Origin of the sequence: Pseudomonas sp. NPDC077649 (genome assembly GCF_044542855.1) — a bacterium.
GTDB lineage: Bacteria > Pseudomonadota > Gammaproteobacteria > Pseudomonadales > Pseudomonadaceae > Aquipseudomonas.
Genome location: NZ_JBITVF010000005.1, coordinates 21,282 through 47,250, shown reverse-complemented (window position 1 = coordinate 47,250; position 25,969 = coordinate 21,282). Strand labels below are relative to the sequence as shown.

The 25,969-nt window shown below is 62.4% G+C and carries 37 protein-coding genes; 2 read left to right on the top strand and 35 right to left on the bottom strand.

Annotated features, from left to right (window positions below; translation table 11 throughout):
- The first annotated feature begins 170 nt into the window (after positions 1–170).
- Positions 171–854: an OmpW family protein gene (locus ACIGFL_RS16020; protein ID WP_397497828.1), complete on the top strand. Its 684-nt coding sequence runs from the start codon at positions 171–173 to the stop codon at positions 852–854.
- Positions 855–907: 53 nt separating this feature from the next.
- Here ACIGFL_RS16020 and ACIGFL_RS16015 read toward each other — a convergent pair whose 3' ends face one another.
- From ACIGFL_RS16015 to ACIGFL_RS16000, 4 genes are read right to left on the bottom strand one after another with little or no spacing between them, the layout of a single operon-like run.
- Positions 908–1,831 (bottom strand): NAD-dependent epimerase/dehydratase family protein, encoded by a 924-nt coding sequence (locus ACIGFL_RS16015; RefSeq protein ID WP_397497827.1) that lies wholly within the window; start codon positions 1,829–1,831, stop codon positions 908–910.
- The gene (locus ACIGFL_RS16010; protein WP_397497826.1) at positions 1,824–2,708 is read right to left on the bottom strand and encodes a sugar nucleotide-binding protein; all 885 of its coding nucleotides are present in this window, start codon (positions 2,706–2,708) and stop codon (positions 1,824–1,826) included. The genes ACIGFL_RS16015 and ACIGFL_RS16010 overlap by 8 nt, the downstream gene beginning before the upstream one ends.
- 19 nt (positions 2,709–2,727) lie before the next feature.
- The gene (locus ACIGFL_RS16005) at positions 2,728–3,222 is read right to left on the bottom strand and encodes a single-stranded DNA-binding protein (protein WP_122108904.1); all 495 of its coding nucleotides are present in this window, start codon (positions 3,220–3,222) and stop codon (positions 2,728–2,730) included.
- 9 nt (positions 3,223–3,231) lie between these two features.
- Positions 3,232–4,626: an MFS transporter gene (locus ACIGFL_RS16000; protein ID WP_397497825.1), complete on the bottom strand. Its 1,395-nt coding sequence runs from the start codon at positions 4,624–4,626 to the stop codon at positions 3,232–3,234.
- Between the two features lie 191 nt (positions 4,627–4,817).
- On the opposite strand from ACIGFL_RS16000, the gene uvrA reads away from it, so the two are divergent.
- A complete protein-coding gene (gene uvrA / locus ACIGFL_RS15995; RefSeq protein WP_397497824.1) occupies positions 4,818–7,652 on the top strand; it encodes an excinuclease ABC subunit UvrA in 2,835 nt (944 codons plus the stop codon).
- Between the two features lie 48 nt (positions 7,653–7,700).
- On the opposite strand, the gene bfr is transcribed toward uvrA, so the two are convergent.
- The 31 genes from bfr to rpsJ all read right to left on the bottom strand — a co-directional run bounded on the left by bfr (position 7,701) and on the right by rpsJ (position 25,911).
- Entirely contained in the window at positions 7,701–8,165 is a 465-nt protein-coding gene (gene bfr / locus ACIGFL_RS15990; RefSeq protein ID WP_021444318.1) for a bacterioferritin, read from the bottom strand.
- A gap of 155 nt (positions 8,166–8,320) precedes the next feature.
- Positions 8,321–10,471, bottom strand: coding sequence for a catalase/peroxidase HPI (gene katG, locus ACIGFL_RS15985; RefSeq protein ID WP_397497823.1), 2,151 nt, complete (start codon positions 10,469–10,471; stop codon positions 8,321–8,323).
- A gap of 181 nt (positions 10,472–10,652) precedes the next feature.
- Entirely contained in the window at positions 10,653–12,032 is a 1,380-nt protein-coding gene (locus ACIGFL_RS15980; protein ID WP_397497822.1) for a Na+/H+ antiporter NhaC family protein, read from the bottom strand.
- Between the two features lie 200 nt (positions 12,033–12,232).
- On the bottom strand, positions 12,233–12,619 hold the full coding sequence (rplQ, locus tag ACIGFL_RS15975) for a 50S ribosomal protein L17 (RefSeq protein ID WP_003243945.1): 387 nt from the start codon (positions 12,617–12,619) through the stop codon (positions 12,233–12,235).
- Positions 12,620–12,663: 44 nt separating this feature from the next.
- On the bottom strand, positions 12,664–13,665 hold the full coding sequence (locus tag ACIGFL_RS15970) for a DNA-directed RNA polymerase subunit alpha (protein ID WP_021444321.1): 1,002 nt from the start codon (positions 13,663–13,665) through the stop codon (positions 12,664–12,666).
- A gap of 22 nt (positions 13,666–13,687) precedes the next feature.
- Positions 13,688–14,308: a 30S ribosomal protein S4 gene (rpsD, locus tag ACIGFL_RS15965; protein WP_021444322.1), complete on the bottom strand. Its 621-nt coding sequence runs from the start codon at positions 14,306–14,308 to the stop codon at positions 13,688–13,690.
- A 17-nt stretch (positions 14,309–14,325) separates the two neighbouring features.
- The gene (rpsK, locus tag ACIGFL_RS15960) at positions 14,326–14,715 is read right to left on the bottom strand and encodes a 30S ribosomal protein S11 (protein ID WP_003243933.1); all 390 of its coding nucleotides are present in this window, start codon (positions 14,713–14,715) and stop codon (positions 14,326–14,328) included.
- A gap of 30 nt (positions 14,716–14,745) precedes the next feature.
- The gene (rpsM, locus tag ACIGFL_RS15955) at positions 14,746–15,102 is read right to left on the bottom strand and encodes a 30S ribosomal protein S13 (RefSeq protein ID WP_021444323.1); all 357 of its coding nucleotides are present in this window, start codon (positions 15,100–15,102) and stop codon (positions 14,746–14,748) included.
- A 133-nt stretch (positions 15,103–15,235) separates the two neighbouring features.
- On the bottom strand, positions 15,236–15,352 hold the full coding sequence (rpmJ, locus tag ACIGFL_RS15950; RefSeq protein WP_002555468.1) for a 50S ribosomal protein L36: 117 nt from the start codon (positions 15,350–15,352) through the stop codon (positions 15,236–15,238).
- A 28-nt stretch (positions 15,353–15,380) separates the two neighbouring features.
- On the bottom strand, positions 15,381–16,709 hold the full coding sequence (gene secY, locus ACIGFL_RS15945; protein ID WP_003243925.1) for a preprotein translocase subunit SecY: 1,329 nt from the start codon (positions 16,707–16,709) through the stop codon (positions 15,381–15,383).
- A complete protein-coding gene (rplO, locus tag ACIGFL_RS15940; protein WP_013717341.1) occupies positions 16,710–17,141 on the bottom strand; it encodes a 50S ribosomal protein L15 in 432 nt (143 codons plus the stop codon).
- Between the two features lie 2 nt (positions 17,142–17,143).
- The gene (gene rpmD, locus ACIGFL_RS15935) at positions 17,144–17,323 is read right to left on the bottom strand and encodes a 50S ribosomal protein L30 (RefSeq protein WP_003243922.1); all 180 of its coding nucleotides are present in this window, start codon (positions 17,321–17,323) and stop codon (positions 17,144–17,146) included.
- Between the two features lie 2 nt (positions 17,324–17,325).
- The gene (gene rpsE, locus ACIGFL_RS15930; RefSeq protein ID WP_003243920.1) at positions 17,326–17,826 is read right to left on the bottom strand and encodes a 30S ribosomal protein S5; all 501 of its coding nucleotides are present in this window, start codon (positions 17,824–17,826) and stop codon (positions 17,326–17,328) included.
- Positions 17,827–17,829: 3 nt separating this feature from the next.
- On the bottom strand, positions 17,830–18,180 hold the full coding sequence (rplR, locus tag ACIGFL_RS15925; RefSeq protein WP_003243919.1) for a 50S ribosomal protein L18: 351 nt from the start codon (positions 18,178–18,180) through the stop codon (positions 17,830–17,832).
- Positions 18,181–18,191: 11 nt separating this feature from the next.
- On the bottom strand, positions 18,192–18,725 hold the full coding sequence (gene rplF, locus ACIGFL_RS15920) for a 50S ribosomal protein L6 (protein WP_021444325.1): 534 nt from the start codon (positions 18,723–18,725) through the stop codon (positions 18,192–18,194).
- A gap of 12 nt (positions 18,726–18,737) precedes the next feature.
- Positions 18,738–19,130: a 30S ribosomal protein S8 gene (gene rpsH / locus ACIGFL_RS15915; RefSeq protein ID WP_013789766.1), complete on the bottom strand. Its 393-nt coding sequence runs from the start codon at positions 19,128–19,130 to the stop codon at positions 18,738–18,740.
- 185 nt (positions 19,131–19,315) lie between these two features.
- On the bottom strand, positions 19,316–19,621 hold the full coding sequence (rpsN, locus tag ACIGFL_RS15910; RefSeq protein WP_003463288.1) for a 30S ribosomal protein S14: 306 nt from the start codon (positions 19,619–19,621) through the stop codon (positions 19,316–19,318).
- Between the two features lie 14 nt (positions 19,622–19,635).
- The gene (gene rplE / locus ACIGFL_RS15905; RefSeq protein WP_003243911.1) at positions 19,636–20,175 is read right to left on the bottom strand and encodes a 50S ribosomal protein L5; all 540 of its coding nucleotides are present in this window, start codon (positions 20,173–20,175) and stop codon (positions 19,636–19,638) included.
- A 19-nt stretch (positions 20,176–20,194) separates the two neighbouring features.
- Entirely contained in the window at positions 20,195–20,509 is a 315-nt protein-coding gene (rplX, locus tag ACIGFL_RS15900) for a 50S ribosomal protein L24 (protein WP_003243909.1), read from the bottom strand.
- An 11-nt stretch (positions 20,510–20,520) separates the two neighbouring features.
- Positions 20,521–20,889: a 50S ribosomal protein L14 gene (gene rplN, locus ACIGFL_RS15895; protein WP_003243907.1), complete on the bottom strand. Its 369-nt coding sequence runs from the start codon at positions 20,887–20,889 to the stop codon at positions 20,521–20,523.
- Between the two features lie 23 nt (positions 20,890–20,912).
- Complete coding sequence (rpsQ, locus tag ACIGFL_RS15890) at positions 20,913–21,179, bottom strand: 30S ribosomal protein S17 (protein ID WP_031303185.1); 267 nt, start codon at positions 21,177–21,179, stop codon at positions 20,913–20,915.
- A gap of 2 nt (positions 21,180–21,181) precedes the next feature.
- Complete coding sequence (rpmC, locus tag ACIGFL_RS15885) at positions 21,182–21,373, bottom strand: 50S ribosomal protein L29 (RefSeq protein WP_003463299.1); 192 nt, start codon at positions 21,371–21,373, stop codon at positions 21,182–21,184.
- Positions 21,373–21,786 (bottom strand): 50S ribosomal protein L16, encoded by a 414-nt coding sequence (gene rplP / locus ACIGFL_RS15880; RefSeq protein ID WP_003243901.1) that lies wholly within the window; start codon positions 21,784–21,786, stop codon positions 21,373–21,375. Before rplP ends, rpmC begins: the two co-directional genes overlap by 1 nt.
- Positions 21,787–21,798: 12 nt before the next feature.
- A complete protein-coding gene (gene rpsC / locus ACIGFL_RS15875) occupies positions 21,799–22,485 on the bottom strand; it encodes a 30S ribosomal protein S3 (RefSeq protein ID WP_397497821.1) in 687 nt (228 codons plus the stop codon).
- Positions 22,486–22,498: 13 nt separating this feature from the next.
- Positions 22,499–22,831 (bottom strand): 50S ribosomal protein L22, encoded by a 333-nt coding sequence (gene rplV / locus ACIGFL_RS15870; protein WP_397497820.1) that lies wholly within the window; start codon positions 22,829–22,831, stop codon positions 22,499–22,501.
- Between the two features lie 11 nt (positions 22,832–22,842).
- Positions 22,843–23,118, bottom strand: coding sequence for a 30S ribosomal protein S19 (gene rpsS, locus ACIGFL_RS15865; protein WP_031303186.1), 276 nt, complete (start codon positions 23,116–23,118; stop codon positions 22,843–22,845).
- A gap of 16 nt (positions 23,119–23,134) precedes the next feature.
- The gene (gene rplB / locus ACIGFL_RS15860) at positions 23,135–23,959 is read right to left on the bottom strand and encodes a 50S ribosomal protein L2 (protein ID WP_021444330.1); all 825 of its coding nucleotides are present in this window, start codon (positions 23,957–23,959) and stop codon (positions 23,135–23,137) included.
- A 14-nt stretch (positions 23,960–23,973) separates the two neighbouring features.
- Positions 23,974–24,273 carry a 50S ribosomal protein L23 gene (rplW, locus tag ACIGFL_RS15855; RefSeq protein ID WP_021444331.1) on the bottom strand — a complete coding sequence of 100 codons (300 nt, stop codon included), beginning with the start codon at positions 24,271–24,273 and terminating at the stop codon, positions 23,974–23,976.
- The gene (gene rplD / locus ACIGFL_RS15850) at positions 24,270–24,872 is read right to left on the bottom strand and encodes a 50S ribosomal protein L4 (protein ID WP_021444332.1); all 603 of its coding nucleotides are present in this window, start codon (positions 24,870–24,872) and stop codon (positions 24,270–24,272) included. The genes rplW and rplD overlap by 4 nt, the downstream gene beginning before the upstream one ends.
- A 14-nt stretch (positions 24,873–24,886) precedes the next feature.
- The gene (gene rplC, locus ACIGFL_RS15845; RefSeq protein WP_122108897.1) at positions 24,887–25,516 is read right to left on the bottom strand and encodes a 50S ribosomal protein L3; all 630 of its coding nucleotides are present in this window, start codon (positions 25,514–25,516) and stop codon (positions 24,887–24,889) included.
- Positions 25,517–25,599: 83 nt separating this feature from the next.
- Entirely contained in the window at positions 25,600–25,911 is a 312-nt protein-coding gene (gene rpsJ / locus ACIGFL_RS15840; RefSeq protein WP_003243886.1) for a 30S ribosomal protein S10, read from the bottom strand.
- Positions 25,912–25,969: the final 58 nt, after the last annotated feature.

Below are 25,969 nucleotides of genomic sequence, written 5' to 3'. Positions count from 1 at the left end.
GGCTTGCTGCAAAAAGAGAAACATTATCATCTGCAAAGTACAATCGAAGCAATGGACAAATCGCCGCGCGCATAACCCGCTCATCCATTGAGCTGGATCAAAGAGCCAATCGATGCATGGCTTAGCATTTATTCCAACCCAGACATCCGCCGACTCGATTGGAGTTCACTATGCACAAGTCGCTGTTCACCGCCTCCCTGCTGGCCCTGGCCATCGCCGCACCCCTGGCGCAGGCCCACCAGGCCGGCGACATAATCGTGCGCGCCGGCGCCGCCACCGTCGATCCGCGCGAAGACAGCGGCAACATCGATCACGCCGTGCTGGGCAAGGTCCCCGGCAGCGGCGCCACCCTCGACAGCGACACCCAGCTGGGCCTGAACTTCGCCTATATGCTCACCGACCACCTGGGCATCGAACTGCTGGCGGCCACCCCGTTCAGCCACGACGTCGGCGTCAAGGGCATGCCGGGTGCCTTCGCCGGGCTGAACGGCAAGCTGGGCAGCCTCAAGCACCTGCCGCCGACCCTCAGCGCCGTCTACTACCCGCTGGACAAGGCCTCGACCTTCCAGCCCTACGTCGGCCTGGGCATCAACTACACCTGGTTCTTCGACACCGAGCTGAGCAGCGAGGCCGAAGCCAAGGGCTTCAGCGGCCTGGACCTGAAGGACTCCTGGGGCCTGTCCGGCCAGGTGGGCATGGACTACATGCTGAGCGACCAGCTGATGCTCAACGCCCAGGTGCGCTACATCGACATCGACACCACCGGCACCACCCACCTGGCCGGCGACAAGGTCAAGGTCGACGTGGATGTCGACCCCTTCGTGTACATGGTCGGCCTGGGCTACAAGTTCTAAGCCGTCCTGCAACGAAAGAAGCCGGCATCAGCCGGCTTCTTTCATTCCAGGGGCTACAAGGCGAGCAGACGCCTGAGCCCCTCGCGCAGCGGCGTCGGCGGCGGCAGGCGGTACTGCGCCTGCAGGCGGCGGTTGTCGGCACGGGAATGACGGATATCGCCGGCGCGCGCCGGCAGATGGCTCACCGGCGGCAGGCCGCCACAGAGCGCACCGATCTCCGCCAGCAACTGGTTGAGGCTGACCGCCTGGTTCCAGCCGACGTTGGCCGGCTGCGCGTCGACCTGCGCGCCGGTCAGGCCCTGGACCAGCAGCCCGATCAGATCGCCGACGTAGAAGAAGTCGCGGGTCTGCTCGCCGTCGCCGAACACGCTGATCGGCAGGCCCTGCTGCACGCGCTGGGTGAAGATGCTGATCACCCCGGAATAGGGCGAGGACGGATCCTGGCGCGGACCGTAGATATTGAAGAAGCGGAAGATCGCCGGTTCCAGACCATGCTGGCGGCGGTAGAAATCCAGGTACTGCTCGCTGGCCAGCTTGTCCACCGCGTAGGGGGTCAGCGGCGCCTTGGCGGTGTCCTCGTCGATGGCCTGGCCTTCGCCGTTGTTGCCGTAGACCGCCGCGCTGGAGGCATAGAGCACGCGGCGCACGCCGTGCCGGCGCATGGCCTCGCAGACGTTGAGGGTGCCGACGAAGTTGCTCTGGTGGGTGGCCACCGGGTCGTCCACCGAGGCCTGCACCGAGGCCACCGCGGCCAGGTGCGCCACTGCCGCGCACCCGGCCACCGCCTGGGCAACGACCTCGGCATCGGCGACATCGCCCTCGATCAGGCGCAGGCGCGGATTGTCCAGCGGCAGGTTGCTGCGCTTGCCCATGGACAGGTTGTCCAGCACGCGCACGCCGTGACCGGCGGCCAGCAGGGCATCGACCAGGTGCGAGCCGATAAAGCCGGCACCGCCGGTTACGAGAATTTCAGCCATGACGGTAATAGCGGTCCAGCAGGCTCGGCAGACCGGCACGCCAGGCGCGCGGCTTGATGCCGAAGGTGTGAAGGATTTTCTTGCAGGCCAGCACTGCGTGCTGCGGCTCGTCGGCGGCGTCCGGGCGGGCGGCGTGGGCCTGCGGCGCGATGTCCTCGACCAGGTTGCTGCGGTAATGGCGCGCCTCGCTCAGCACCGCCTGGCCCAGGCTCAGCGAGGTGCTCGCCTCGTGGCCGCCGTAGTGGTAGGTGCCCCACAAGGGCGATTCGCAGTCGAGCTGCTTGAGCACGGCGAGGATCACCCGCGCGGCATCGTCCACCGGCGTCGGGTTGCCACGCCGGTCGTCGGCCAAATACAGCGCGTCGTCGCGCTCGGCGCGCTGCAGAAAGCGCCCGAGCAGGCCTTCGCGGCTGTCGTCGAGCAGCCAGCCGAAGCGCAGCAGCACATGCCGCGGACAGATCGCCCGCACGCTCTGCTCCAGCCGCCACAGCGCCTGGCCGCGCAACCCCAGCGGAATCGGTTCCTCCTTCTCGCTGTAGGCCGTAGCCCGCGAGCCGTCGAACACCCGGTAGCTGGAAGGTTGCAGCAGGACGATGGCGTGATGCTGGCAGAGTTCGGCGAGCCGCTCGACCGCGCGCTCCTGGGTGGCCAGGCGCGCCTCGGCCACCGCTTCGGCCTGAAACCAGTCGAAGTAGTAGGCCAGATTGACCAGGGCATCCGGGCGGGTGTCATCGAGCAACTGGGTCAGGCTGGCGGCATCCCAGCCCGCCTCGGGCGGCCTGGGCGCGAGGAAGCCGATGTCTTCCTCGGCGCCGAGACGGATCAGCGCTTGCCCCAGGGCACTACCACCGCCCAGCAGCATCAGGCGCATTCGCATAGGCTAGAGCCCGCTCCGCTTAGAACGGGATGTCGTCGTCGAAGCTGTCGTAGTCCGGCGCTGGCTGGGCCTGCTGTTGCGGCGCGGCGCGCTCCTGACGCGGCGCCTGCTGCGGCTCACGCTGCGGGGCCGGGCGCGACTGGCGCGGCGCACCGCCCTCGTCACCGCTCGGGCGGCCGCCGAGCAGCTGCATGGTGCCCTGCATGTCGACGATGATCTCGGTGGTGTAGCGCTTGATGCCGTCCTTTTCCCACTCGCGGGTCTGCAGCTTGCCTTCGATGTACACCTGCGAACCCTTGCGCAGGTACTCGCCGGCGATCTCGGCGACCTTGCCGAACAGGGCGACGCGGTGCCACTCGGTCTTCTCGACCTTCTGCCCGGTCTGCTTGTCGGTCCACTGCTCGCTGGTGGCCAGGCTCAGGTTGGTGACCGCGTTGCCGCTGGGCAGGTAGCGCGTTTCCGGGTCCTGGCCGCAGGTGCCGACCAGAATGACTTTGTTAACCCCACGGGCCATAACGTTCTCCTAGGCTCGGCACGCCGCTGGCGCCGCTGCAATCAGGCGTTCCAGGGACGTGCGATCCACTTGTTGGGTGTCCACTTTGATATAGATGGCCGCTTCGTCGACCACCACCACGGCATCCGCCACTCCCGGCGTAGCCTTCAGGCGTTCGACCAGTCCGACATCGGCCAGTGCCGCGGCGTCGAGCGGCAGGCGCAGGCTGGTCACATACGGCGGTTCGCGCATAGTAACAGCAATGGCCAGCCAAATTGCACAGAGCGCCGCACAGCCGATGAACACGCCCTCCAGGCCATGCTGCTGGTACAGCCAGCCGCCGAGAATGCCGCCCAGCGCGGCGCCGAGGAACTGGCTGGTGGAGTACACGCCCATCGCCGTGCCCTTGCCGCCGGCCGGCGCCACCTTGCTCACCAGCGACGGCAGCGAGGCCTCCAGCAGGTTGAACGCGGTGAAGAACAGCACGGTGCCCAGCACCAGCGCGCGCAGGCTGCTGCCGAACAGGGCGAAATACAGCTCGCAGAGCAGCAGCACCGCCACCGCGCCGAGCAGCACGCGCTTCATCTGGCGCTTCTTCTCGGCGTAGATGATGAACGGCACCATGCCGAAGAAGCCGATCAGCAGCGCGGTGAGGTAGACCCACCAGTGTTCTTCCTTGGCCAGCCCGCCCTGCTCCACCAGCGCCAGCGGCAGGGCGACGAAGCTGGCCATCAGCACCGCGTGCAGGGCCAGGATGGCGAAATCCAGGCGCAGCAGGTCGGCGTGCTTGAGGGTCGGCCACAGCGCCTGCGTCGCCACCCCGGATTCGCGGTGCTGCAGCGGCCCGGCGTTCCTCGGCACCAGGCCGGCGACGATCAGGATGCCCAGCAGCGCCATCGCCGCGGTGGCCCAGAACAGCCCGGCCAGGCCGAAGGCGCGGGTCAGCAGCGGGCCGAGCACCATGGCCACGGCGAACGACAGGCCGATGCTCATGCCGATCATGGCCATGGCCTTGGTCCGGTGCTGCTCGCGGGTCAGGTCCGAGAGCAGCGCCATCACCGCCGCCGAGATGGCCCCGGCGCCCTGCAGCACGCGGCCGGCGATCACGCCCCAGATGGAATCGGCATTGGCCGCCAGCATGCTGCCGGCGGCGAAGATCAGCAGCCCGGCATAGATCACCGGGCGGCGGCCGATGCGGTCGCTGAGCATGCCGAAGGGAATCTGCAGCAGCGCCTGGGTCAGACCGTAGGCGCCGATGGCCAGGCCGATCAGCGCCGGGGTACTGCCGGCCAGGTCCATGCCGTAGGTGGCCAGCACCGGCAGGACCATGAACATGCCCAGCATGCGGAACGCGAACACCAGCGCCAGGCCACCGGCCGCGCGGGCTTCGCCGCCACTCATGCGCTCGCTGTGCGGATCGTGCATGGAAAAAGTCCCGTGAAAATCAGCCGGCGATTCTAGCAGCGAAGGCGCAGGCGGCACAGGCACGCGAATTGCCGCAGGGCGCAGCCGGGGTGCACGCACAGGTCGTTCGGCAAGCGGCGATGCAGGTCGCGGCCAGACCGCAACAGGCCCTATACTCGCCGGTTTCTGCCCGCCACGCGAGGCCGCTGTAAGTGGACAAGATTCTGATCCGGGGTGCGCGCACCCACAACCTGAAGAACATCGACCTGACCCTGCCGCGCGACAAGCTGATCGTGATCACCGGCCTGTCCGGCTCGGGCAAGTCGTCGCTGGCCTTCGACACCCTCTACGCCGAGGGCCAGCGCCGCTACGTGGAGTCGTTGTCGGCCTACGCCCGGCAGTTCCTGTCGATGATGGAGAAGCCCGACGTCGACACCATCGAGGGCCTCTCCCCGGCCATCTCCATCGAGCAGAAGTCCACTTCGCACAACCCGCGCTCGACCGTCGGCACCATCACCGAGATCTACGACTACCTGCGCCTGCTCTACGCCCGCGTCGGCATCCCGCGCTGTCCGGACCACGACGTGCCGCTGGAGGCGCAGACCGTCAGCCAGATGGTCGACCAGGTCCTCGCCCTGCCGGAAGGACGCAAGCTGATGCTGCTGGCGCCGGTGGTGCGCGAGCGCAAGGGCGAGCACCTGTCGGTGTTCGAGGAGCTGCGCGCGCAGGGCTTCGTCCGCGCTCGGGTCAACGGCAAGCTGCATGAGCTGGACGAGCTGCCCAAGCTGGACAAGCAGAAGAAGCATTCCATCGACGTGGTGGTGGACCGCTTCAAGGTGCGCGAGGACCTGCAGCAGCGCCTGGCCGAATCCTTCGAGACCGCCCTCGGCCTGGCCGACGGCATCGCCCTGATCGCGCCGATGGACGAGGAAGAAGGCGACGAGATCATCTTCTCCGCACGCTTCGCCTGCCCGCACTGCGGTCACTCGATCAGCGAGCTGGAACCCAAGCTGTTCTCCTTCAACAACCCTGCCGGCGCCTGCCCGACCTGCGACGGCCTGGGGGTGAAGCAGTTCTTCGACGCCAAGCGCCTGGTCAATGGCGAGCTGACCCTGGCCGAGGGCGCGATCCGCGGCTGGGACCGGCGCAACGTCTACTACTTCCAGATGCTCGGCTCGCTGGCTGCGCACTATGGCTTCAGCCTGGAGCAGCCGTTCGACGACCTGGCCGCCGAGCATCAGAAGGTCATCCTGTTCGGCAGCGGTACGCAAAACGTCGACTTCAAGTACCTCAACGACCGCGGCGACATCGTCAAACGCTCGCACCCCTTCGAGGGCATCATCCCCAACCTCGAGCGACGCTACCGCGAGACCGAGTCGGCCAGCGTGCGCGAGGAGCTGGCCAAGTTCCTCAGCACCCAGCCCTGCCCGGACTGCCGCGGCACCCGCCTGCGCCGCGAGGCGCGGCATGTCTGGGTCGGCGAGAAGACCCTGCCGGCGGTCAGCGGCCTGCCGGTGGGCGACGCCTGCGACTACTTCGGCAGCCTGCACCTGACCGGCCGGCGCGGCGAGATCGCCGAGAAGATCCTCAAGGAAATCCGCGAGCGCCTGCAGTTCCTGGTCAACGTCGGCCTCGATTACCTGACCCTGGACCGCAGCGCCGACACCCTGTCCGGCGGCGAGGCGCAGCGCATCCGCCTGGCCAGCCAGATCGGCGCCGGCCTGGTGGGGGTGATGTACATCCTCGACGAGCCCAGCATCGGCCTGCACCAGCGCGACAACGAGCGCCTGCTGGGCACCCTCACCCACCTGCGCAACCTGGGCAATACGGTGATAGTGGTCGAGCACGACGAGGACGCCATCCGCCTGGCCGACTACGTGGTGGACATCGGCCCCGGCGCCGGCGTACACGGCGGGCGCATCGTCGCCGAGGGCACCCCGGACGAGGTCATGGCGCATGCCGATTCGCTGACCGGCAAGTACCTCTCCGGCCGCGAGAGGATCCGCTATCCGGCCACGCGCACCCCGCGCGACAAGAAGAAGCAGCTCAAGCTCAAGGGCGCGCGCGGCAACAACCTGCGCAATGTCGACCTGGAGATCCCGGTCGGCCTGCTCACCTGCGTCACCGGGGTGTCCGGCTCGGGCAAGTCGACCCTGATCAACAACACCCTGTTCCCGCTCACCGCCACCGCGCTGAACGGCGCCACCACCCTGGAAGCCGCGGCCCACGACTCGTTCGACGGCCTGCAGCACCTGGACAAGGTGGTCGACATCGACCAGAGCCCGATCGGCCGCACACCGCGCTCCAACCCGGCGACCTACACCGGGCTGTTCACCCCGATCCGCGAACTGTTCGCCGGCGTGCCGGAATCGCGCTCGCGCGGCTACGGCCCGGGGCGCTTCAGCTTCAACGTCAAGGGCGGACGCTGCGAGGCCTGCCAGGGCGACGGCGTGATCAAGGTGGAGATGCACTTTCTGCCGGACATCTACGTGCCCTGCGACGTGTGCAAGGGCAAGCGCTACAACCGCGAAACCCTGGAAGTGAAGTACAAGGGCAAGAGCATCACCGAGGTGCTCGACATGACCATCGAGGAGGCGCGCACCTTCTTCGACGCCGTGCCGGCCATCGCCCGCAAGCTGCAGACGCTGATGGACGTCGGCCTGTCCTACATCAAGCTGGGGCAGAGCGCGACCACCCTGTCCGGCGGCGAGGCGCAGCGGGTCAAGCTGAGTCGCGAGCTGTCCAAGCGCGACACCGGCAAGACCCTGTATATCCTCGACGAGCCGACCACCGGCCTGCACTTCGCCGATATCCAGCAGCTGCTCGACGTGCTGCACCGCCTGCGCGACCACGGCAACACCGTGGTGGTGATCGAGCACAACCTGGACGTGATCAAGACCGCCGACTGGCTGGTGGACCTCGGCCCCGAGGGCGGCTCCAAGGGCGGCATGATCATCGCCACCGGCACCCCGGAAGAGGTGGCGGCCAACCCGGCGTCGCACACCGGGCACTTCCTCAAGCCGCTGCTGGAACGCGAGCGCGCCTGAAACCCAAGAGCCCCGCACATGCGGGGCTCTTGGGTTAATGGGCACAGCTTACATCTGGCTCTGCAGGTACTTCTCCAGCCCCAGCCTGTCGATCAGCTGCAGCTGGATCTCCAGCCAGTAGGCGTGGTCTTCCTCGGTGTCCTTGAGCTGGGTCAGGAGGATGTCGCGGCTCTGGTAGTCCTGGTGCTTCTCGCACAGCGCGATGCCCTTGCTCAGGGCCGCGCGCACCTCGTACTCCAGGGCCAGGTCCAGCTTCAGCGCCTCGGGCACGGTCTGCCCGTAGGTGAAGGCATTCGGCGCCATGTCCGGCACGCCTTCGAGGAAGATGATGCGCTTGAGCAGCGCATCGGCGTGCTGGGTCTCCTCCTCCATCTCGTGGTTGATCCGCTCGTAGAGCTTGGTGAAGCCCCAGTCCTCGTACAGGCGCGAGTGGATGAAGTACTGGTCGCGCGCGGCCAGCTCGCCCTTGAGCAGTTGCTTGAGGTAATCGATGACTTCGATATGGCCCTTCATGCCGGTGGTCCTTGTTGCAGCCGTGAAATGGGCGAATGCTCCGCCGGCCGCCTGTCGCGGTCAAGCGAAACGCACGGCGCCTCCACGAGGGAGGCGCCGCTGGGTGGATCGGATGTCGCCGGTGAAGCGCCGGATGGCGCGCCACCGGCAACGGTTCAGGCCAGATCGAAACGATCCAGGTTCATCACCTTGGTCCAGGCGGCGACGAAGTCCTTGACCAGCTTCGCCTTGCCGTCGGCGCTGGCATAGACCTCGGCATAGGCGCGCAGCACCGAGTTGGAACCGAAGATCAGGTCGTTGCGGGTGCCGGTGTATTTCACCTGACCGCTCTTGCTGCACTTGCCCTCGAACACTTCCGCGCCGCCATCCACCGGCTTCCACTCGATGCCCATGTCCAGCAGGTTGACGAAGAAGTCGTTGGACAGCACCCCGACCTGGTCGGTGAACACGCCATGGGCACCGCCGTCGTGGTTGGCGCCGAGCACGCGCAGGCCGCCGACCAGCGCGGTCAGCTCCGGCGCCGTCAGGGTCAGCAGCTGCGCCTTGTCGATCAGCATGGCCTCGGTCGGCACACCCAGCTTGCCCTGGCTGTAGTTGCGGAAACCGTCGGCGAGGGGCTCGAGCACCGCGAAGGACTCGACGTCGGTCTGATCCTGGCGCGCATCGACCCGTCCGGGGGCGAAGGGCACGTCGACCGCCACCCCGGCCGCCTTGGCGCCCTGCTCCACGCCGACGTTACCGGCCAGCACTATGACATCGGCCAGCGAGGCCTTGCCCGAGGCTTTCTGGATCTCCACCAGCCTGGCCAGCGCCTTGATCGCACGCTGGTTGACCGGCCAATCCTTCTGCGGCGCCAGGGCCAGACGCGCACCGTTGGCACCGCCGCGCTTGTCGCCGCCGCGGAAGGTCGAGGCCGAGGCCCAGGCCACCGACACCAGGTCGCCCACCGACAGCCCGGAGGCGGCGATCTTCGCCTTGAGATCGGCGATGTCGGCGGCGCTGGGGTTATGCGTGGCGGCCGGCAGCGGGTCCTGCCAGATCATGTCCTCTTTCGGCACTTCCGGGCCGAGGTAGCGGGCCTTCGGCCCCATGTCGCGGTGAGTCAGCTTGTACCAGGCGCGGGCGAAGGCCTCGGCGAAGGCTTGCGGGTCATTGAGGAAACGCTGGGAAATCTTGCCGAACTCCGGGTCGAAACGCAGGGTCAGGTCGGTGGTGAGCATGGTCGGCTTGTGGAATTTGCCCGGCACATGGGCGTCCGGAATGATGTCCGGGGCGTCCTTGGCCACCCACTGCTTGGCGCCGGCCGGCGACTTGGTCAGTTCCCACTCGTACTTGAACAGGTTCTCGAAGAAGTTGTTGCTCCACAGCGCCGGGGTCTTGGTCCAGGTGACCTCGATGCCGCTGGAGATGGTGTCCTTGCCGTGACCGCTGCCGAAATCGCTGATCCAGCCCAGGCCCTGCGCCTCGATCGGCGCCGCCTCCGGCTCCGGCCCCTTGTGCGATTCCGGCGCGGCGCCGTGGGCCTTGCCGAAGGTGTGGCCGCCGGCGATCAGGGCGACGATTTCCTCGTCGTCCATGGCCATGCGGTTGAAGGTGGCGCGAATGTCCTTGGCCGCCAGCATGTAGTCGCCGCTGGCGTTCGGCCCTTCCGGGTTGACGTAGATCAGGCCCATGTGGGTGGCGCCGAACGGCGCCGCCAGCTCGCGATCATCCGTGACCCGCTCCGGGTCGACGCCCAGCCAGGCGATCTCGGCGCCCCAGTTGACATCCAGATCCGGTTCCCACACGTCCTCGCGGCCGGCGCCGAAACCGAAGGTGCGAAAGCCCATGGACTCCAGCGCGACGTTACCGGCGAGCACCAGCAGGTCGGCCCAGGAGATCTGCTGGCCGTACTTCTGCTTGATCGGCCACAACAGGCGGCGGGTCTTGTCGATGTTGACGTTGTCCGGCCAGGAGTTCAGCGGGGCGAAGCGCTGCTGACCACGACCGCCACCGCCGCGGCCGTCGGTGATGCGATAGGTGCCAGTGGCGTGCCAGGCCATGCGGATCATTTGCGGGCCGTAGTGACCGAAGTCAGCCGGCCACCAGTCCTGGCTGTCGGTCATCAGCTTGACCAGGTCGGCCTTCAGCGCCTTGTAGTCGAGCTTCTTGAATTCTTCGGCGTAGTTGAACTTCGCGCCCAGCGGGTTGGACTTTTCCGAATGTTGATTGAGCAGATCCACACGCAACTGGTTCGGCCACCAATCCCGGTTGGTCGTGCCGCCGCCAGCGACGTGGTTGAACGGGCATTTACCTTGGTTCGACATGCTTCTCTCCTTTTTCTCATCGGGTCGGTCCCATCGACTGCGGCCGACGATGGAACAAGCCTAGACCCGCTTCGCCAGGCGAACCAATGCATGGAGCGTAACGACTCGATAGTTATTTTCTTTCAAGAGCCGCATAAAAAAACGGGCCGCTGGGGCCCGTTCTTCCATACCTGCAGCAGGCTCAGGCCACGAGGATGAAGCCGACGAACGCCACGCCGGCCGCGATCAGGGTATAGGGCAGCTGGGTGACGGCATGGCTGATCAGATCGCAGCCGGAACCCTGCGCCGCCAGCACCGTGGAATCGCTGTAGAAGCAGGCCTGGCTGCCGAAGGCCGAGGCCGACATCAGCGCGCCGATCACCAGCGGGATGTCCGCGCCCAGCGCATAGGCCAGCGGCATGACGATGGGGATGGTCACGGCGAAGATGCCCCAGGACGAGCCGGTGGCGAAGCTCAGTACCGCCATGCACAGGAACACCATGGCCGGCAGCATCTGCGGGGTCATGTAGGGCTTGAGGCTCTCGACCACGTACTGCGGCAGCATCAGCTGGTCGCAGACGTCCTTGAAGATGAAGGCGGCGACGCAGATGCCGATGGCCGGCAGCATGGTCTTGAAGCCGTCGACCATCTGATCGAGCATCTCCGTCAGCGGCATCAGGCGCTGCAGCAGGTAGAACGGCAGGGTCAGCAGCATGGTGGCGATCATGCCCATCCACACGTCGATGTCGAAGTAGACGGTAAAGCCCACCAGCATGGCCAGCGGCACCAGGAAGTTGTGCAGCTTGCCGCCCTCCTTGTCGGCGCCTTCGAACTCCTCCTCCAGCGACTTCATCGCGTAGTTGTGCTCGGCGCTCAACTCGCCCACGTGCATGGCCCCGGCCGAACCGTGGCGCGCCTGCATCTCGACCCTGCGCATCGGGCCGATATCGGGGAACAGGCCGGCGGCCACCAGCAGCACCAGGAGCACCGCGGCCCAGGCGTAGAGCATGTAGGGAATGGCCTGGACGTACACGCCGATGCCCTGCCCGGTCTCGGCGATGCCGTTGTTCTCCAACAGGCCGCCGAAGAACACCGCCCAGGTCGACAGCGGCACCAGCACGCAGATCGGCGCGGCGGTGGAGTCCACCACGTAGGCCAGCTTCTCGCGGGAAACCATGAAGCGGTCGGTGACGCGCTTCATGGTCTCGCCCACGGTCAGGGCATTGAGGTAATCGTCGACGAAGATCACCACGCCGAGGACGAAGGTCATCAGCAGCGAGGAACGCCGGCCCTTGGCCAGCTTCAGCGCGGCACGACCGAACGCCAGGGCGCCGCCGGTACGCACCAGCAGGGCGATCAGCGCGCCGAAGCTGCCGCACACCAGGATCAGCCAGCCAATGGTTTCGTCCTGCATCACCTTCAGCGAAATATCGGCGAAGCTGCCCATGGCGTCTTGCGGCGACAGCAACAGCAGGCCGCTGCAAGCACCGATCAGCAAGGCGAGGATGGGACGACGCAGCCAGATGGCCAGGGTCAGGACGACGGCAGGAGGGATAAGACTCAGAGCGGTAGGTTCGGACATGATCGGCAGTTGTTCTTATTGGGGCCGGCGAGCCGGCGAATCAAAGACCGCCGAACCTTACCCGAGCCCAATCTCGTACACAATATCAAACACGACGTGCGGAAAAATATTCACACCCCCAGGGCGCTGATTTCCGACTCGACGAATCACGGGCAACAAAAAACCGGGCGCAAGGCCCGGTTTTTCGTACAACCAGCAACTTACTCGGCAGCTTCTACCGAACCACCGACCGGACGGTCGACCAGTTCAACGTAGGCCATCGGAGCGTTGTCGCCAGCGCGGAAGCCGCACTTGAGGATGCGCAGGTAGCCGCCGTTACGGGTGGCGTAGCGCTTGCCCAGGTCGTTGAACAGCTTGCCGACGATGGCTTTCGAACGGGTACGGTCGAAGGCCAGACGACGGTTGGCAACGCTGTCTTCCTTGGCCAGGGTGATCAGCGGCTCGGCAACGCGACGCAGTTCCTTGGCTTTCGGCAGGGTAGTTTTGATCAGCTCGTGCTCGAACAGCGAGACCGCCATGTTCTGGAACATGGCCTTGCGGTGAGCGCTGGTGCGGCTGAGGTGACGGCCACTTTTACGATGACGCATGGTTCAATTCCTTACCAAACTTGTTCGTTCGGTGATGATGACGATCAGGCAGTGGCCTTATCGTCTTTCTTCAGACTTGCCGGCGGCCAGTTGTCGAGGCGCATACCGAGGGACAGACCGCGAGAGGCCAGAACATCCTTGATTTCGGTCAGGGATTTCTTGCCCAGGTTCGGGGTTTTGAGCAGCTCTACTTCGGTGCGCTGAATCAGGTCGCCGATGTAGTAGATGTTCTCTGCTTTCAGGCAGTTGGCCGAACGTACGGTCAGTTCCAGGTCATCGACGGGACGCAGCAGGATCGGATCGATCTCGTCTTCCTGCTCGACCACCACCGGCTCGCTGTCACCCTTGAGGTCGACGAACGCGGCCAGCTGCTGCTGCAGGATGGTCGCGGCACGACGGATGGCCTCTTCGGGGTCCAAGGTACCGTTGGTTTCCAGGTCGATGACCAGTTTGTCCAGGTTGGTGCGCTGCTCGACACGGGCGTTTTCCACCACGTAAGCAACCCGACGCACAGGGCTGAACGAAGCATCCAGCTGCAAGCGACCGATGCTGCGGCTTTCGTCCTCGTCGCTCTGACGCGCGTCAGCCGGCTCATAGCCGCGACCACGAGCTACGGTGAGCTTCATGTTCAGCGCGCCATTGGCGGCCAGGTTAGCGATGACGTGGTCGCCATTGACGATTTCGACATCGTGATCCAGCTGAATATCGGCAGCGGTAACGACGCCCGGGCCCTTCTTAGCCAGAGTCAGGGTCACTTCGTCACGGCCGTGCAGCTTGATAGCCAGACCTTTCAGGTTGAGCAGGATCTCGATGACATCTTCCTGCACACCTTCGATCGCGGAGTACTCGTGGAGTACACCGTCGATCTCGGCCTCGACTACTGCACAGCCAGGCATGGAGGACAACAGGATGCGACGCAGCGCATTGCCCAGGGTATGGCCGAAACCACGCTCGAGAGGCTCGAGGGTGATCTTGGCGCGGGTCGAACTGACCTCCTGCACATCGATGTGGCGGGGGGTCAGGAACTCATTTACCGAAATCTGCATGGATGCACCTATTTTCTAGCCCTTACTTGGAGTAGAGCTCGACAATCAGGCTCTCGTTGATGTCAGCGGACAGATCGCCACGAGCCGGTACGTTCTTGAACACACCAGACTTCTTCTCGGCGTCTACTTCGACCCACTCAACGCGGCCACGCTGGGCGCAGAGCTCAAGAGCCTGAACGATGCGCAGCTGGTTCTTCGATTTCTCGCGAACAGCAACGACGTCGCCAGCTTTAACCTGATAGGACGGTACGTTTACGGTCTGACCGTTGACGCTGATTGCTTTGTGCGAAACCAGCTGACGGGATTCGGCACGGGTAGCGCCAAAGCCCATACGGTAAACCACGTTATCCAGACGGCATTCCAGCAGCTGCAGCAGGTTTTCGCCGGTGGCGCCCTTCTGGCTGGCAGCTTGCTTGTAGTAACCGCTGAACTGACGCTCCAGCACGCCGTAGATACGACGGACTTTCTGCTTCTCACGCAGCTGGGTGCCGTAGTCGGACTGGCGACCGCGACGCTGACCGTGAATACCGGGAGCTGCTTCGATGTTGCACTTAGATTCAAGCGCGCGAACACCGCTCTTCAGGAAGAGATCGGTGCCTTCACGGCGAGACAGTTTGCACTTGGGACCAATGTAACGAGCCATTTCTCACTGTCTCCTGTTTACACGCGACGCTTCTTCGGCGGACGGCACCCGTTGTGCGGGATAGGCGTCACGTCGGTGATGCTGGCGATTTTGTAGCCGCAGGCGTTCAGAGCACGCACAGCGGATTCGCGACCCGGACCCGGGCCCTTGACGTTCACGTCGAGGTTCTTCAGGCCGTACTCCAGTGCAGCCTGACCAGCGCGCTCGGCGGCGATCTGGGCAGCGAACGGAGTAGACTTACGCGAGCCGCGGAAACCCGAACCACCCGAGGTAGCCCAGGACAGGGCGTTGCCCTGACGGTCGGTGATGGTCACGATGGTGTTGTTGAAAGACGCGTGGATGTGGGCGATGCCATCGACCACCGTCTTTTTGACTTTCTTACGAGTACGAGCAGCAGGTTTTGCCATGACTAAATTCCTGTCGATTCGCGAATGCGATTACTTGCGGATCGGCTTACGCGGGCCCTTGCGGGTGCGAGCGTTGGTCTTGGTACGCTGACCGCGAACCGGCAGGCCTTTACGGTGGCGCAGGCCACGGTAGCAACCCAGATCCATCAAGCGCTTGATCTTCATATTCACTTCACGACGCAGGTCGCCTTCGGTATTCACCTTGGCTACTTCGCCACGCAGCTGTTCGATCTGCTCGTCAGTCAGATCCTTGATTTTCGCAGCCGGGTTTACACCGGTAGCGGCACAGATTTGCTGTGCGGTGGTGCGACCGACACCATAGATGTAGGTCAGCGAGATAACAGTGTGCTTGTTATCCGGAATGTTAACGCCTGCAATACGGGCCATTCAGTGGAACTCCAATTGACAGCTACCTACGCCCCGGAAGCCAAGAAATAGGGCGCGAGATATTAACGCTGTAGAAACGATTAATCAACCCGGCAGCGCACTAGCTGCCGGGCTTATCACGCGTGGTTCACACTCAGCCTTGGCGCTGCTTGTGACGCGGCTCTGCGCTGCAGATCACCCGCACGACACCTTCGCGACGGATAATTTTGCAGTTACGGCACAGCTTTTTCACCGATGCACGAACTTTCATTACCAACTCCTCGAACCTTACGGGTGGATCAGCGGAGCATGCCGCTGCCATAGCCCTTCAGGTTGGCTTTCTTCATCAGGGAATCGTACTGGTGAGACACGAGGTGCGATTGCACTTGGGACATGAAGTCCATGACAACCACGACCACGATCAGCAACGAGGTCCCGCCAAGGTAGAACGGAACGTTGGCCGCAACCACCAGGAACTGGGGCAGCAGGCACACGGCCGTCATGTACAGAGCACCGAACATGGTCAAGCGGGTCAGAACGCCATCGATATAGCGCGCCGACTGCTCGCCCGGACGAATGCCCGGAATAAAGGCACCGGACTTCTTCAGGTTTTCCGCTACGTCTTTCGGGTTGAACATCAGTGCCGTGTAGAAGAAGCAGAAGAAAATGATCCCTGCACTAAACAGCAGAATGTTCAACGGCTGACCAGGAGCGATAGCCTGCGAAATGTCCTGCAGCCAGCCCAAACCCTCGGACTGACCGAACCAGGCACCCAGCGAGGCCGGGAACAGCAGAAGGCTGCTGGCGAAAATGGCCGGGATTACGCCCGCCATGTTCACCTTCAACGGCAGATGGCTGGTCTGCGCAGCGAAGACCTTGCGGCCCTGCTGACGCTTGGCGTAGTGCACCGCAATGCGACGCTGACCACGCTCGATGAACACCACGAAACCGATGATCGCTACTGCCAGCAGGCCGATGGCGATCAGAGCGAAGATGTTGATATCGCCCTGACGAGCAGACTCGAAAGACTGCCCGATCGCCGACGGCAGACCGGCCACGATGCCTGCAAAGATCAGCATCGAGATACCGTTGCCGACACCGCGCTCGGTGATCTGCTCGCCCAGCCACATCATGAACATCGCGCCCGCCACGAAAGTGGTGATCGCCACGAAATGGAAGCCGAAATCGACCGAGAACGCCACGCCCTGACTGGCCAGACCAACGGACATACCGATGGCCTGAACGAACGCCAGGACGAGAGTGCCGTAGCGGGTGTACTGGCTGATCTTGCGACGGCCAGCTTCACCTTCCTTCTTCAACTGCTCCAGCTGCGGGCTGACGGCGGTCATCAGCTGCATGATGATCGATGCCGAGATGTACGGCATGATCCCCAGTGCAAAGATGCTCATCCGCTCCAGCGCGCCGCCGGAAAACATGTTGAACAAGCTAAGAATGGTCCCCTCATTCTGCCGGAACAGATCCGCCAGTCGGTCTGGGTTGATGCCAGGAACCGGGATGTGCGCACCTATCCGGTAGACGATGATCGCCATGAACAGGAAGCGCAAACGAGCCCAGAGTTCGGACAACCCGCCACCTGCCAGCGCTGAGAGAGCACCTTGCTTAGCCATTTAGTCCTCGAACTTACCGCCAGCTGCTTCGATAGCCGCACGCGCACCTTTGGTGGCAGCGATGCCTTTCAGGGTGACCGCACGGGTAACCTCACCGGACAGCATCACTTTCACGCGCTGTACGTGTTGGCCAACCAGATTGGCATCCTTCAGCGCCTGCAGAGTGACGACGCCTTCCACCTTGTTCAGCTCGGAGGTACGCACTTCGGCGCGATCCATAGCCTTCAGGGAGACGAAGCCGAACTTCGGCAGACGGCGGTGCAGCGGCTGCTGACCACCCTCGAAGCCCGGAGCGATGGAGCCACCGGAGCGGGAGGTCTGACCCTTGTGGCCGCGGCCACCGGTCTTGCCCAGACCGCTGCCGATACCACGGCCCGGACGGTGCTTCTCGCGACGGGCACCCGGCGCGGAACGCAGATCGTTCAGTTGCATGATTAACCCTCCACCTTCAGCAGGTAGTAAGCCTTGTTGATCATGCCGCGGTTTTCCGGAGTATCCAGAACCTCTACGGTGTGACCGATGCGACGCAGGCCCAGGCCCTTGACGCAAGCTTTGTGATTGGCCAGACGGCCATTGGTGCTCTTGATCAGAGTCACTTTGACGGTATTAGCCATGGTTAGAGAATCTCCTCGACGCTCTTGCCACGCTTGGCTGCAACGGATTCCGGAGACTGCATGGTCTTCAGACCCTTGAAGGTGGCATGAACCACGTTCACCGGGTTGGTCGAGCCGTAGCACTTGGCCAGAACGTTCTGTACACCAGCCACTTCCAGAACGGCACGCATGGCGCCGCCGGCGATGATACCGGTACCTTCGGAAGCCGGCTGCATGTACACCTTGGAGGCGCCATGAGCGGACTTGATCGGGTACTGCAGAGTGGTGCCGTTCAGATCCACCTGGATCATGTTGCGACGCGCAGCTTCCATCGCCTTCTGGATGGCAGCCGGTACTTCGCGGGACTTGCCACGGCCGAAACCGACGCGACCCTTGCCATCACCCACCACGGTCAGCGCGGTGAAGGTGAAGATACGGCCACCCTTTACGGTCTTGGCAACGCGGTTAACCTGGACCAGCTTCTCGATATAGCCTTCGTCGCGCTTTTGGTCGTTATTTGCCATAACTTAGAACTCCAGCCCGCCTTCACGAGCAGCATCGGCCAGCGCCTTGACGCGACCGTGGTACTTGAAGCCAGAACGGTCGAATGCAACCTGAGTCACACCAGCGGCTTTCGCGCGCTCGGCAACCAGTTGACCTACTTTCTTGGCGGCGTCGACGTTGCCAGTGGCGCCATCACGCAGTGCTTTGTCCAAGGTCGAGGCACTGGCCAGAACCTTGCTGCCGTCGGCCGAAATGACCTGGGCGTAGATGTGTTGCGAAGAGCGGTACACGCACAGACGCACGGCTTCGAGCTCGTGCATTTTCAGGCGTGCTTTGCGAGCGCGACGCAGACGAGTAACTTTTTTGTCGGTCATATCTCAGCCCCTTACTTCTTCTTGGCTTCTTTACGACGGACGACTTCATCCGCGTAACGAACGCCTTTGCCCTTGTAAGGCTCAGGACGACGGAAGTCACGGATCTCCGCAGCCACCTGACCCACCAGTTGCTTGTCGATACCCTTGATCAGGATTTCGGTCTGGTTCGGGGTTTCGGCCACGACGCCTGCCGGCAGTTCGTAGTCGATCGGGTGGGAGAAGCCCAGCGCGAGGTTCAGCACCTGGCCTTTGGCTTGAGCCTTGTAGCCCACGCCGACCAGCTGCAGCTTGCGCTCGAAGCCTTGGCTGACGCCGATGACCATGTTATTGACCAGAGCACGAGTGGTGCCGGCCATGGCGCGGTTCTGCTGATCGCCATTACGAGCGGCGAAACGCAGCTCGCTGCCTTCCTGGATCACTTCCACGGACGAGTGTACGTTCAGTTCGAGAGCGCCCTTGGCGCCCTTCACCGAGAGCTGCTGACCGGCGAGTTTGACCTCGACACCGGCAGGCAGCACTACGGGGTTCTTAGCAACGCGAGACATGCTTATCCCCCCTTAGAACACGGTGCAGAGCACTTCGCCGCCGACACCGGCAGCGCGCGCAGCGCGGTCCGTCATCACACCCTTGTTGGTGGAGACGATGGAGACACCGAGACCGCCGCGAACTTTCGGCAGATCGTCGACGGATTTGTACTGGCGAAGGCCGGGACGGCTCACGCGCTTGACTTCCTCGATGACCGGACGGCCTTCGAAGTACTTCAGCTCGATGGACAGCTGCGGCTTGGCTTCGCCGCTGATCTGATAACCCGCAATATAACCTTCGTCCTTCAGAACTTTGGCTACAGCCACCTTCAGCGTGGAAGACGGCATGCTTACGACGGACTTTTCAGCCATCTGGGCATTACGGATACGAGTTAGCATGTCCGCTAACGGGTCCTGCATACTCATGGGCTAGACGCTCCTGATACAAAAAGAACAGCCCGAAGGCTGTGGGATCATCCAAAAGCTCGGCATGCAAAATGCCAGGCTCAGGAGAGCCGGACATTCTAGAGACCGATCAAAAATGAATCAAGCCCCAAAAGGGGCTTGATTCGGATAAAACAAAGCCGGCGCGAGGCCGGCTCCGTTTCGACTTACCAGCTGGCTTTCACCAGACCCGGTACGTCGCCGCGCATGGCGGCTTCACGCAGCTTGTTACGCGACAGACCGAACTTGCGATAAACGCCGTGCGGACGGCCGGTGATGCGGCAGCGGTTACGCAGGCGCGAGGCGCTGGCGTCACGCGGCTGCTTCTGCAGAGCGACCTGGGCTTCCCAACGCGCTTCCGGACTGGTGTTCGGATTGGCGATGGTGGCTTTCAGCTCGGCACGCTTCTTGGCGTACTTGGCAACCGTTTGCTGACGCTTCAGCTCGCGGTTCTTCATGCTTGTCTTGGCCATGTTCCAGACTCCGATCAGTTGCGGAACGGGAAGTTGAAAGCACGCAGCAGGGCGCGGCCTTCATCATCGTTACGGGCAGTGGTAGTCAGGGTGATGTCCAGACCACGCAGCGCATCGATTTTGTCGTAATCGATTTCCGGGAAGATGATCTGCTCTTTCACGCCCATGCTGTAGTTGCCGCGACCGTCGAAGGACTTGGCATTCAGGCCGCGGAAGTCACGCACACGCGGCAGGGAGATGGACAGCAGACGATCCAGGAACTCGTACATACGCTCGCGACGCAGAGTGACCTTGACGCCAATCGGCCAACCTTCACGAACCTTGAAACCGGCGATCGATTTGCGGGCATGAGTCACGACGACTTTCTGACCGGTGATCTTCTCGAGGTCGGCAACCGCGTTCTCGATGACTTTCTTGTCACCGATCGCTTCGCCCAGGCCCATGTTCAGGGTGATCTTGGTGATGCGCGGAACTTCCATCACGTTCGCCAGCTTCAGTTCTTCCTTCAGCTTGGGCGCGATTTCCTTCCGGTAAATCTCTTTCAGTCGTGCCATGGTGTTTTACCTATGATTCTCAAGCGCCAACCGGCTTCTGGGTGGACTTGAAGACACGAATTTTCTTGCCGTCTTCGATCTTGAAGCCAACGCGGTCAGCCTTGTTGGTCTCAGAGTTGAAGATGGCAACGTTGGAAGCGTGCAGCGGCGCTTCTTTCTCGACGATACCGCCTTGAACGCCCGACATCGGGTTCGGCTTGGTATGGCGCTTCACCAGGTTGATGCCGCCAACGACCAGACGGTCGTCAGCGAGAACCTTGAGCACCTTGCCACGCTTACCTTTGTCTTTGCCGGCGATCACGATGATCTCGTCGTCACGACGAATCTTTTGCATGTCGGATCTCCTTAAAGCACTTCAGGGGCGAGCGAGACGATCTTCATGAACTTCTCGGAACGCAGTTCACGGGTCACTGGCCCGAAGATACGGGTACCGATCGGCTCCTGCTTGTTGTTCAGCAGAACAGCAGCGTTGCCGTCGAAGCGGATGATCGAACCGTCGGCACGGCGAACGCCGTGACGGGTACGAACGACCACCGCGGTCATGACCTGACCTTTCTTCACTTTGCCGCGCGGAATTGCTTCCTTGACGGTGACCTTGATGATGTCGCCGATGCCGGCGTAGCGACGATGAGAGCCGCCCAGCACCTTGATGCACATGACGCGACGTGCACCGCTGTTGTCAGCCACATCGAGCATGGATTGAGTCTGAATCATAAAATTTCTCCGACCCCTAGCCCTTAGACTTCGACTGCGCGTTCGAGGACTTCAACCAGGGCCCAAGACTTGGTCTTGGCCAGCGGACGGGTTTCACGGATGGAAACCTTGTCGCCGATGTGGCACTGGTTGTTCTCGTCGTGCGCGTGCAGCTTGGTCGAACGCTTGACGTATTTACCGTAGATCGGGTGCTTGACGCGACGCTCGATCAGAACGGTGATGGTCTTGTCCATCTTGTCGCTGACAACACGGCCGGTCAGCGTACGGACTGTTTTTTCGGCTTCAGCCATGATCACTTACCTGCCTGCTGGTTGAGCACAGTTTTCACACGAGCGATGTCGCGCTTAACTTGCGAGAGCAGGTGAGACTGCCCCAACTGGCCAGTTGCCTTCTGCATACGCAGATTGAACTGGTCGCGCAGCAGGCCGAGCAGTTGCTCGTTCAGCTGCTGTGCGGTTTTTTCACGAAGTTCGGTCGCTTTCATCACATCACCGTCCGCTTAACAAAGGTGGTGGCGAGCGGCAGCTTTGCAGCAGCCAGGGCGAAAGCCTCACGCGCCAGCTCTTCGGAAACGCCTTCGATCTCGTACAGGACCTTGCCTGGCTGGATCTGGGCTACCCAGTATTCGACGCCACCCTTACCTTTACCCATCCGCACTTCGAGAGGCTTCTTGGTAACCGGCTTGTCCGGGAACACGCGAATCCAGATCTTGCCGCCACGCTTGACGTGACGAGTCAGAGCACGACGAGCGGACTCGATCTGACGGGCGGTGAGACGACCGCGGGCGACAGACTTCAGCGCGAACTCGCCGAAGCTGACCTTGCTACCGCGCTGAGCCAGACCACGGTTGTGGCCGGTCATCTGCTTGCGGAACTTCGTACGCTTTGGTTGCAACATTTTGCGTACCCCTTACTTAGCAGCTTTTTTACGAGGAGCGGGTGCTTGCGGCTTCAGCTCTTCCTGGCGACCACCAATCACTTCGCCTTTGAAGATCCAAACCTTGACACCAATCACACCGTAGGTGGTGTGCGCTTCGTAGGTGGCGTAATCGATATCGGCACGCAGGGTGTGCAGCGGCACACGACCTTCGCGATACCACTCGGTACGGGCGATTTCAGCGCCGCCGAGACGACCACTCACCTGGATTTTGATGCCCTTGGCACCAATGCGCATGGCGTTCTGTACAGCGCGCTTCATGGCGCGACGGAACATAACGCGACGCTCCAGCTGCTGAGCTACGCTCTGCGCAACCAGCAGACCGTCGAGCTCCGGCTTGCGGATCTCTTCGATGTTGATGTGCACCGGCACACCCATTTGCTTGGTCAGGTCCTGACGCAGCTTCTCAACATCTTCACCTTTCTTGCCGATCACGATGCCGGGACGAGCGGTGTGGATGGTGATGCGTGCGGTTTGTGCCGGACGAGCGATGTCGATACGGCTTACGGACGCGCTTTTTAGTTTGTCTTGCAGGTATGCACGAACCTTCAGATCGGCGTTCAGGTAGTCGGCGTAATTGCGACCATCTGCGTACCAGACCGAGGTGTGATCCTTGACGATTCCCAGGCGGATGCCAACGGGATGTACTTTCTGACCCATCTGATCGACTCCGTTACTTGTCCGCAACCTTGACAGTGATATGGCAAGACCGCTTGACGATGCGATCAGCACGGCCTTTGGCACGCGGCATGATGCGCTTAAGCGAACGCCCTTCGATGACGAAAACGGTGCTGACCTTCAGGTCATCGACGTCTGCGCCTTCGTTGTGCTCGGCGTTGGCAACGGCCGACTCCAGCACTTTCTTCATGATCTCGGCGGCTTTCTTGCTGCTGAAAGCCAGGAGGTTGAGCGCTTCGCCCACCTTCTTCCCGCGGATCTGGTCGGCGACCAAGCGGGCTTTCTGGGCGGAGATGCGAGCGCCCGACAACTTAGCGGCTACTTCCATTTCCTTACCCCTTAACGCTTGGCTTTCTTGTCGGCCACGTGACCACGATAGGTACGGGTGCCGGCAAATTCGCCCAGTTTGTGGCCGACCATGTCTTCGTTCACGAGGACCGGGACATGTTGACGACCGTTATGCACAGCGATGGTCAGACCGACCATCTGCGGCAGGATCATGGAACGGCGCGACCAGGTTTTAACCGGCTTGCGATCGTTCTTTTCCACCGCCGCTTCGACCTTCTTCAGTAGGTGAAGATCGATAAAAGGACCTTTTTTCAGAGAACGTGGCACTGTCGTATCCCTCTATTTACTTGCGACGACGGACGATCATGTTGTCGGTGCGCTTGTTAGCACGGGTCTTCGCGCCCTTGGTCGGGAAGCCCCATGGCGACACCGGATGACGACCACCGGAGGTACGACCCTCACCACCACCGTGCGGGTGATCAACCGGGTTCATGGCAACACCACGAACGGTCGGACGAACACCGCGCCAGCGCTTGGCACCGGCCTTACCCAGCGAACGCAGGCTGTGCTCGGAGTTCGAGACTTCGCCCAGGGTCGCACGGCACTCGGCCAGGACTTTGCGCATTTCGCCGGAGCGCAGACGCAGAGTCACATAGGCACCCTCACGGGCGATCAGCTGCGCGGAAGCGCCAGCGGAACGCGCGATCTGTGCGCCTTTGCCCGGCTTCAGCTCGATACCGTGAACGGTCGAACCCACCGGAATGTTGCGCAGCTGCAGGCTGTTGCCCGGCTTGATCGGCGCCATGTTGCCGGCTACCAGCTGGTCGCCAGCGCTCACGCCCTTCGGCGCGATGATGTAGCGACGCTCACCGTCGGCGTACTTCAGCAGAGCGATGTGAGCAGTACGGTTCGGATCGTATTCCACGCGCTCGACGGTGGCCGGAATGCCATCCTTGTCGTTGCGACGGAAGTCGACCAGACGGTAATGCTGCTTGTGACCACCACCAACGTGACGCGTGGTGATACGGCCATTGTTGTTACGACCGCCGGACTTCGACTTCTTCTCGAGCAGCGGAGCGTACGGAGCGCCTTTGTGCAGCTCCTGGTTGACCACCTTGACCACAAAACGGCGGCCAGCGGAAGTCGGTTTGCACTTAACGATTGCCATGATGCACCCCTTCCTTACTCAGCACTGCTGGTGAAATCGAGATCTTGGCCCGGCTGAAGGGAGATAACTGCCTTCTTCCAGTCGTTACGCTTGCCCAGACCGCGAGCGGTGCGCTTGCTCTTGCCCAAAACGTTCTGGGTAGTGACGCGCTCAACCTTCACGCTGAACAGGCTTTCGACGGCCTTCTTGATTTCCAGCTTGGTCGCATCGGTAGCGACCTTGAAAACGAACTGACCTTGCTTGTCAGCCAGAACCGTGGCCTTCTCGGAGATGTGCGGGCCAAGCAGCACTTTGAATACGCGTTCCTGGTTCATCCCAGCAGCTCCTCGAATTTCTTCACGGCCGAAACGGTGACCAGCACCTTTTCGTACGCGATCAGGCTGACCGGATCGGAACCCTGAACGTCGCGAACGTCGACGTGCGGCAGGTTGCGGGCAGCCAGGTACAGATTCTGATCAACAGCATCGGACACGATCAGAACATCGTTCAGACCCATGCCGTTCAGCTTGGCCAACAGGGTCTTGGTCTTCGGCGCATCAACGGCGAAGTCTTCGACCACGACCAGACGGTCGGTACGCACCAGCTCAGCAAGGATGGAGCGCAGAGCTGCGCGGTACATCTTCTTGTTCAGCTTTTGCTCATGGTTGCGGGTGGACGCTGCGAAGGTCACACCACCGCCACGCCAGATCGGACCACGGGTGGTACCGGCACGGGCACGACCGGTGCCCTTCTGACGCCACGGGCGCTTGCCGCCACCGGAAACGTCGGAACGGGACTTCTGGCCTTTGGTGCCCTGACGGCCGCCGGCCATGTAGGCCACGACTGCTTGGTGAACCAGGGTCTCGTTGAACTCGCCACCGAAGGTCGCATCGGACACTTCGATCGCCTGAGCGCCATTTACATTCAATTGCATCTCAGATTCTCCCCTTACGCCTTGACAGCCGGACGAACGATAACGTCGCCGCCAGTAGCGCCCGGAACGGCACCCTTGACCAGCAGCAGGTTACGCTCGGCGTCTACGCGAATGACTTCCAGGGACTGCACGGTCACGCGCTCAGCGCCCATATGACCGGACATCTTTTTGCCCTTGAATACACGACCCGGGGTCTGGCACTGGCCGATGGAACCCGGCACACGGTGAGAAACGGAGTTACCGTGAGTGTTGTCCTGGCCGCGGAAGTTCCAACGCTTGATGGTACCGGCGAAGCCTTTACCTTTGGACTGACCGGTGACATCCACCAGTTGACCAGCTTGGAAAATTTCAGCGTTGATCAGATCGCCAGCCTGGTAGTCGCCTTCTTCAAGACGGAATTCCAGAACGGTACGACCTGCCGCGACGTTCGCCTTGGCGAAGTGACCGGCCTGAGCCTTGCTGACGCGCGAGGCGCGACGCTCGCCGACAGTGACCTGCACTGCACGGTAGCCATCGGACTCCTCGTTTTTGAACTGGGTGACGCGATTCGGCTCGATCTCGATGACCGTGACCGGAATGGAGACACCTTCTTCGGTGAAAATGCGGGTCATGCCGCACTTACGACCGACTACACCAATAGTCATGTTGTAAACCTCATGAGTGTACGGGGCTTTCACCCGCTATGGCCGCCCATTTCAGAGCGTTACACGACTAAAACCGCCAGGTTTTAGCCGAGGCTGATCTGCACTTCCACGCCTGCCGCAAGGTCGAGCTTCATCAGCGCGTCGACGGTTTTGTCCGTCGGCTGAACGATGTCCAGCACACGCTTATGAGTGCGGATTTCGTACTGATCGCGCGCGTCTTTGTTGACGTGCGGAGAAATCAGAACGGTGTACCGCTCCTTACGAGTAGGCAGAGGAATCGGACCACGCACCTGAGCACCAGTACGTTTCGCGGTTTCCACGATTTCCTGGGTAGATTGATCGATCAGGCGATGGTCAAAAGCCTTCAACCGAATACGGATTTGTTGGTTTTGCATTTTGACCTCAGATTCCAAGCTGCTAATCCCTGCGGACGGACTACGCCCGCCGAAAGGA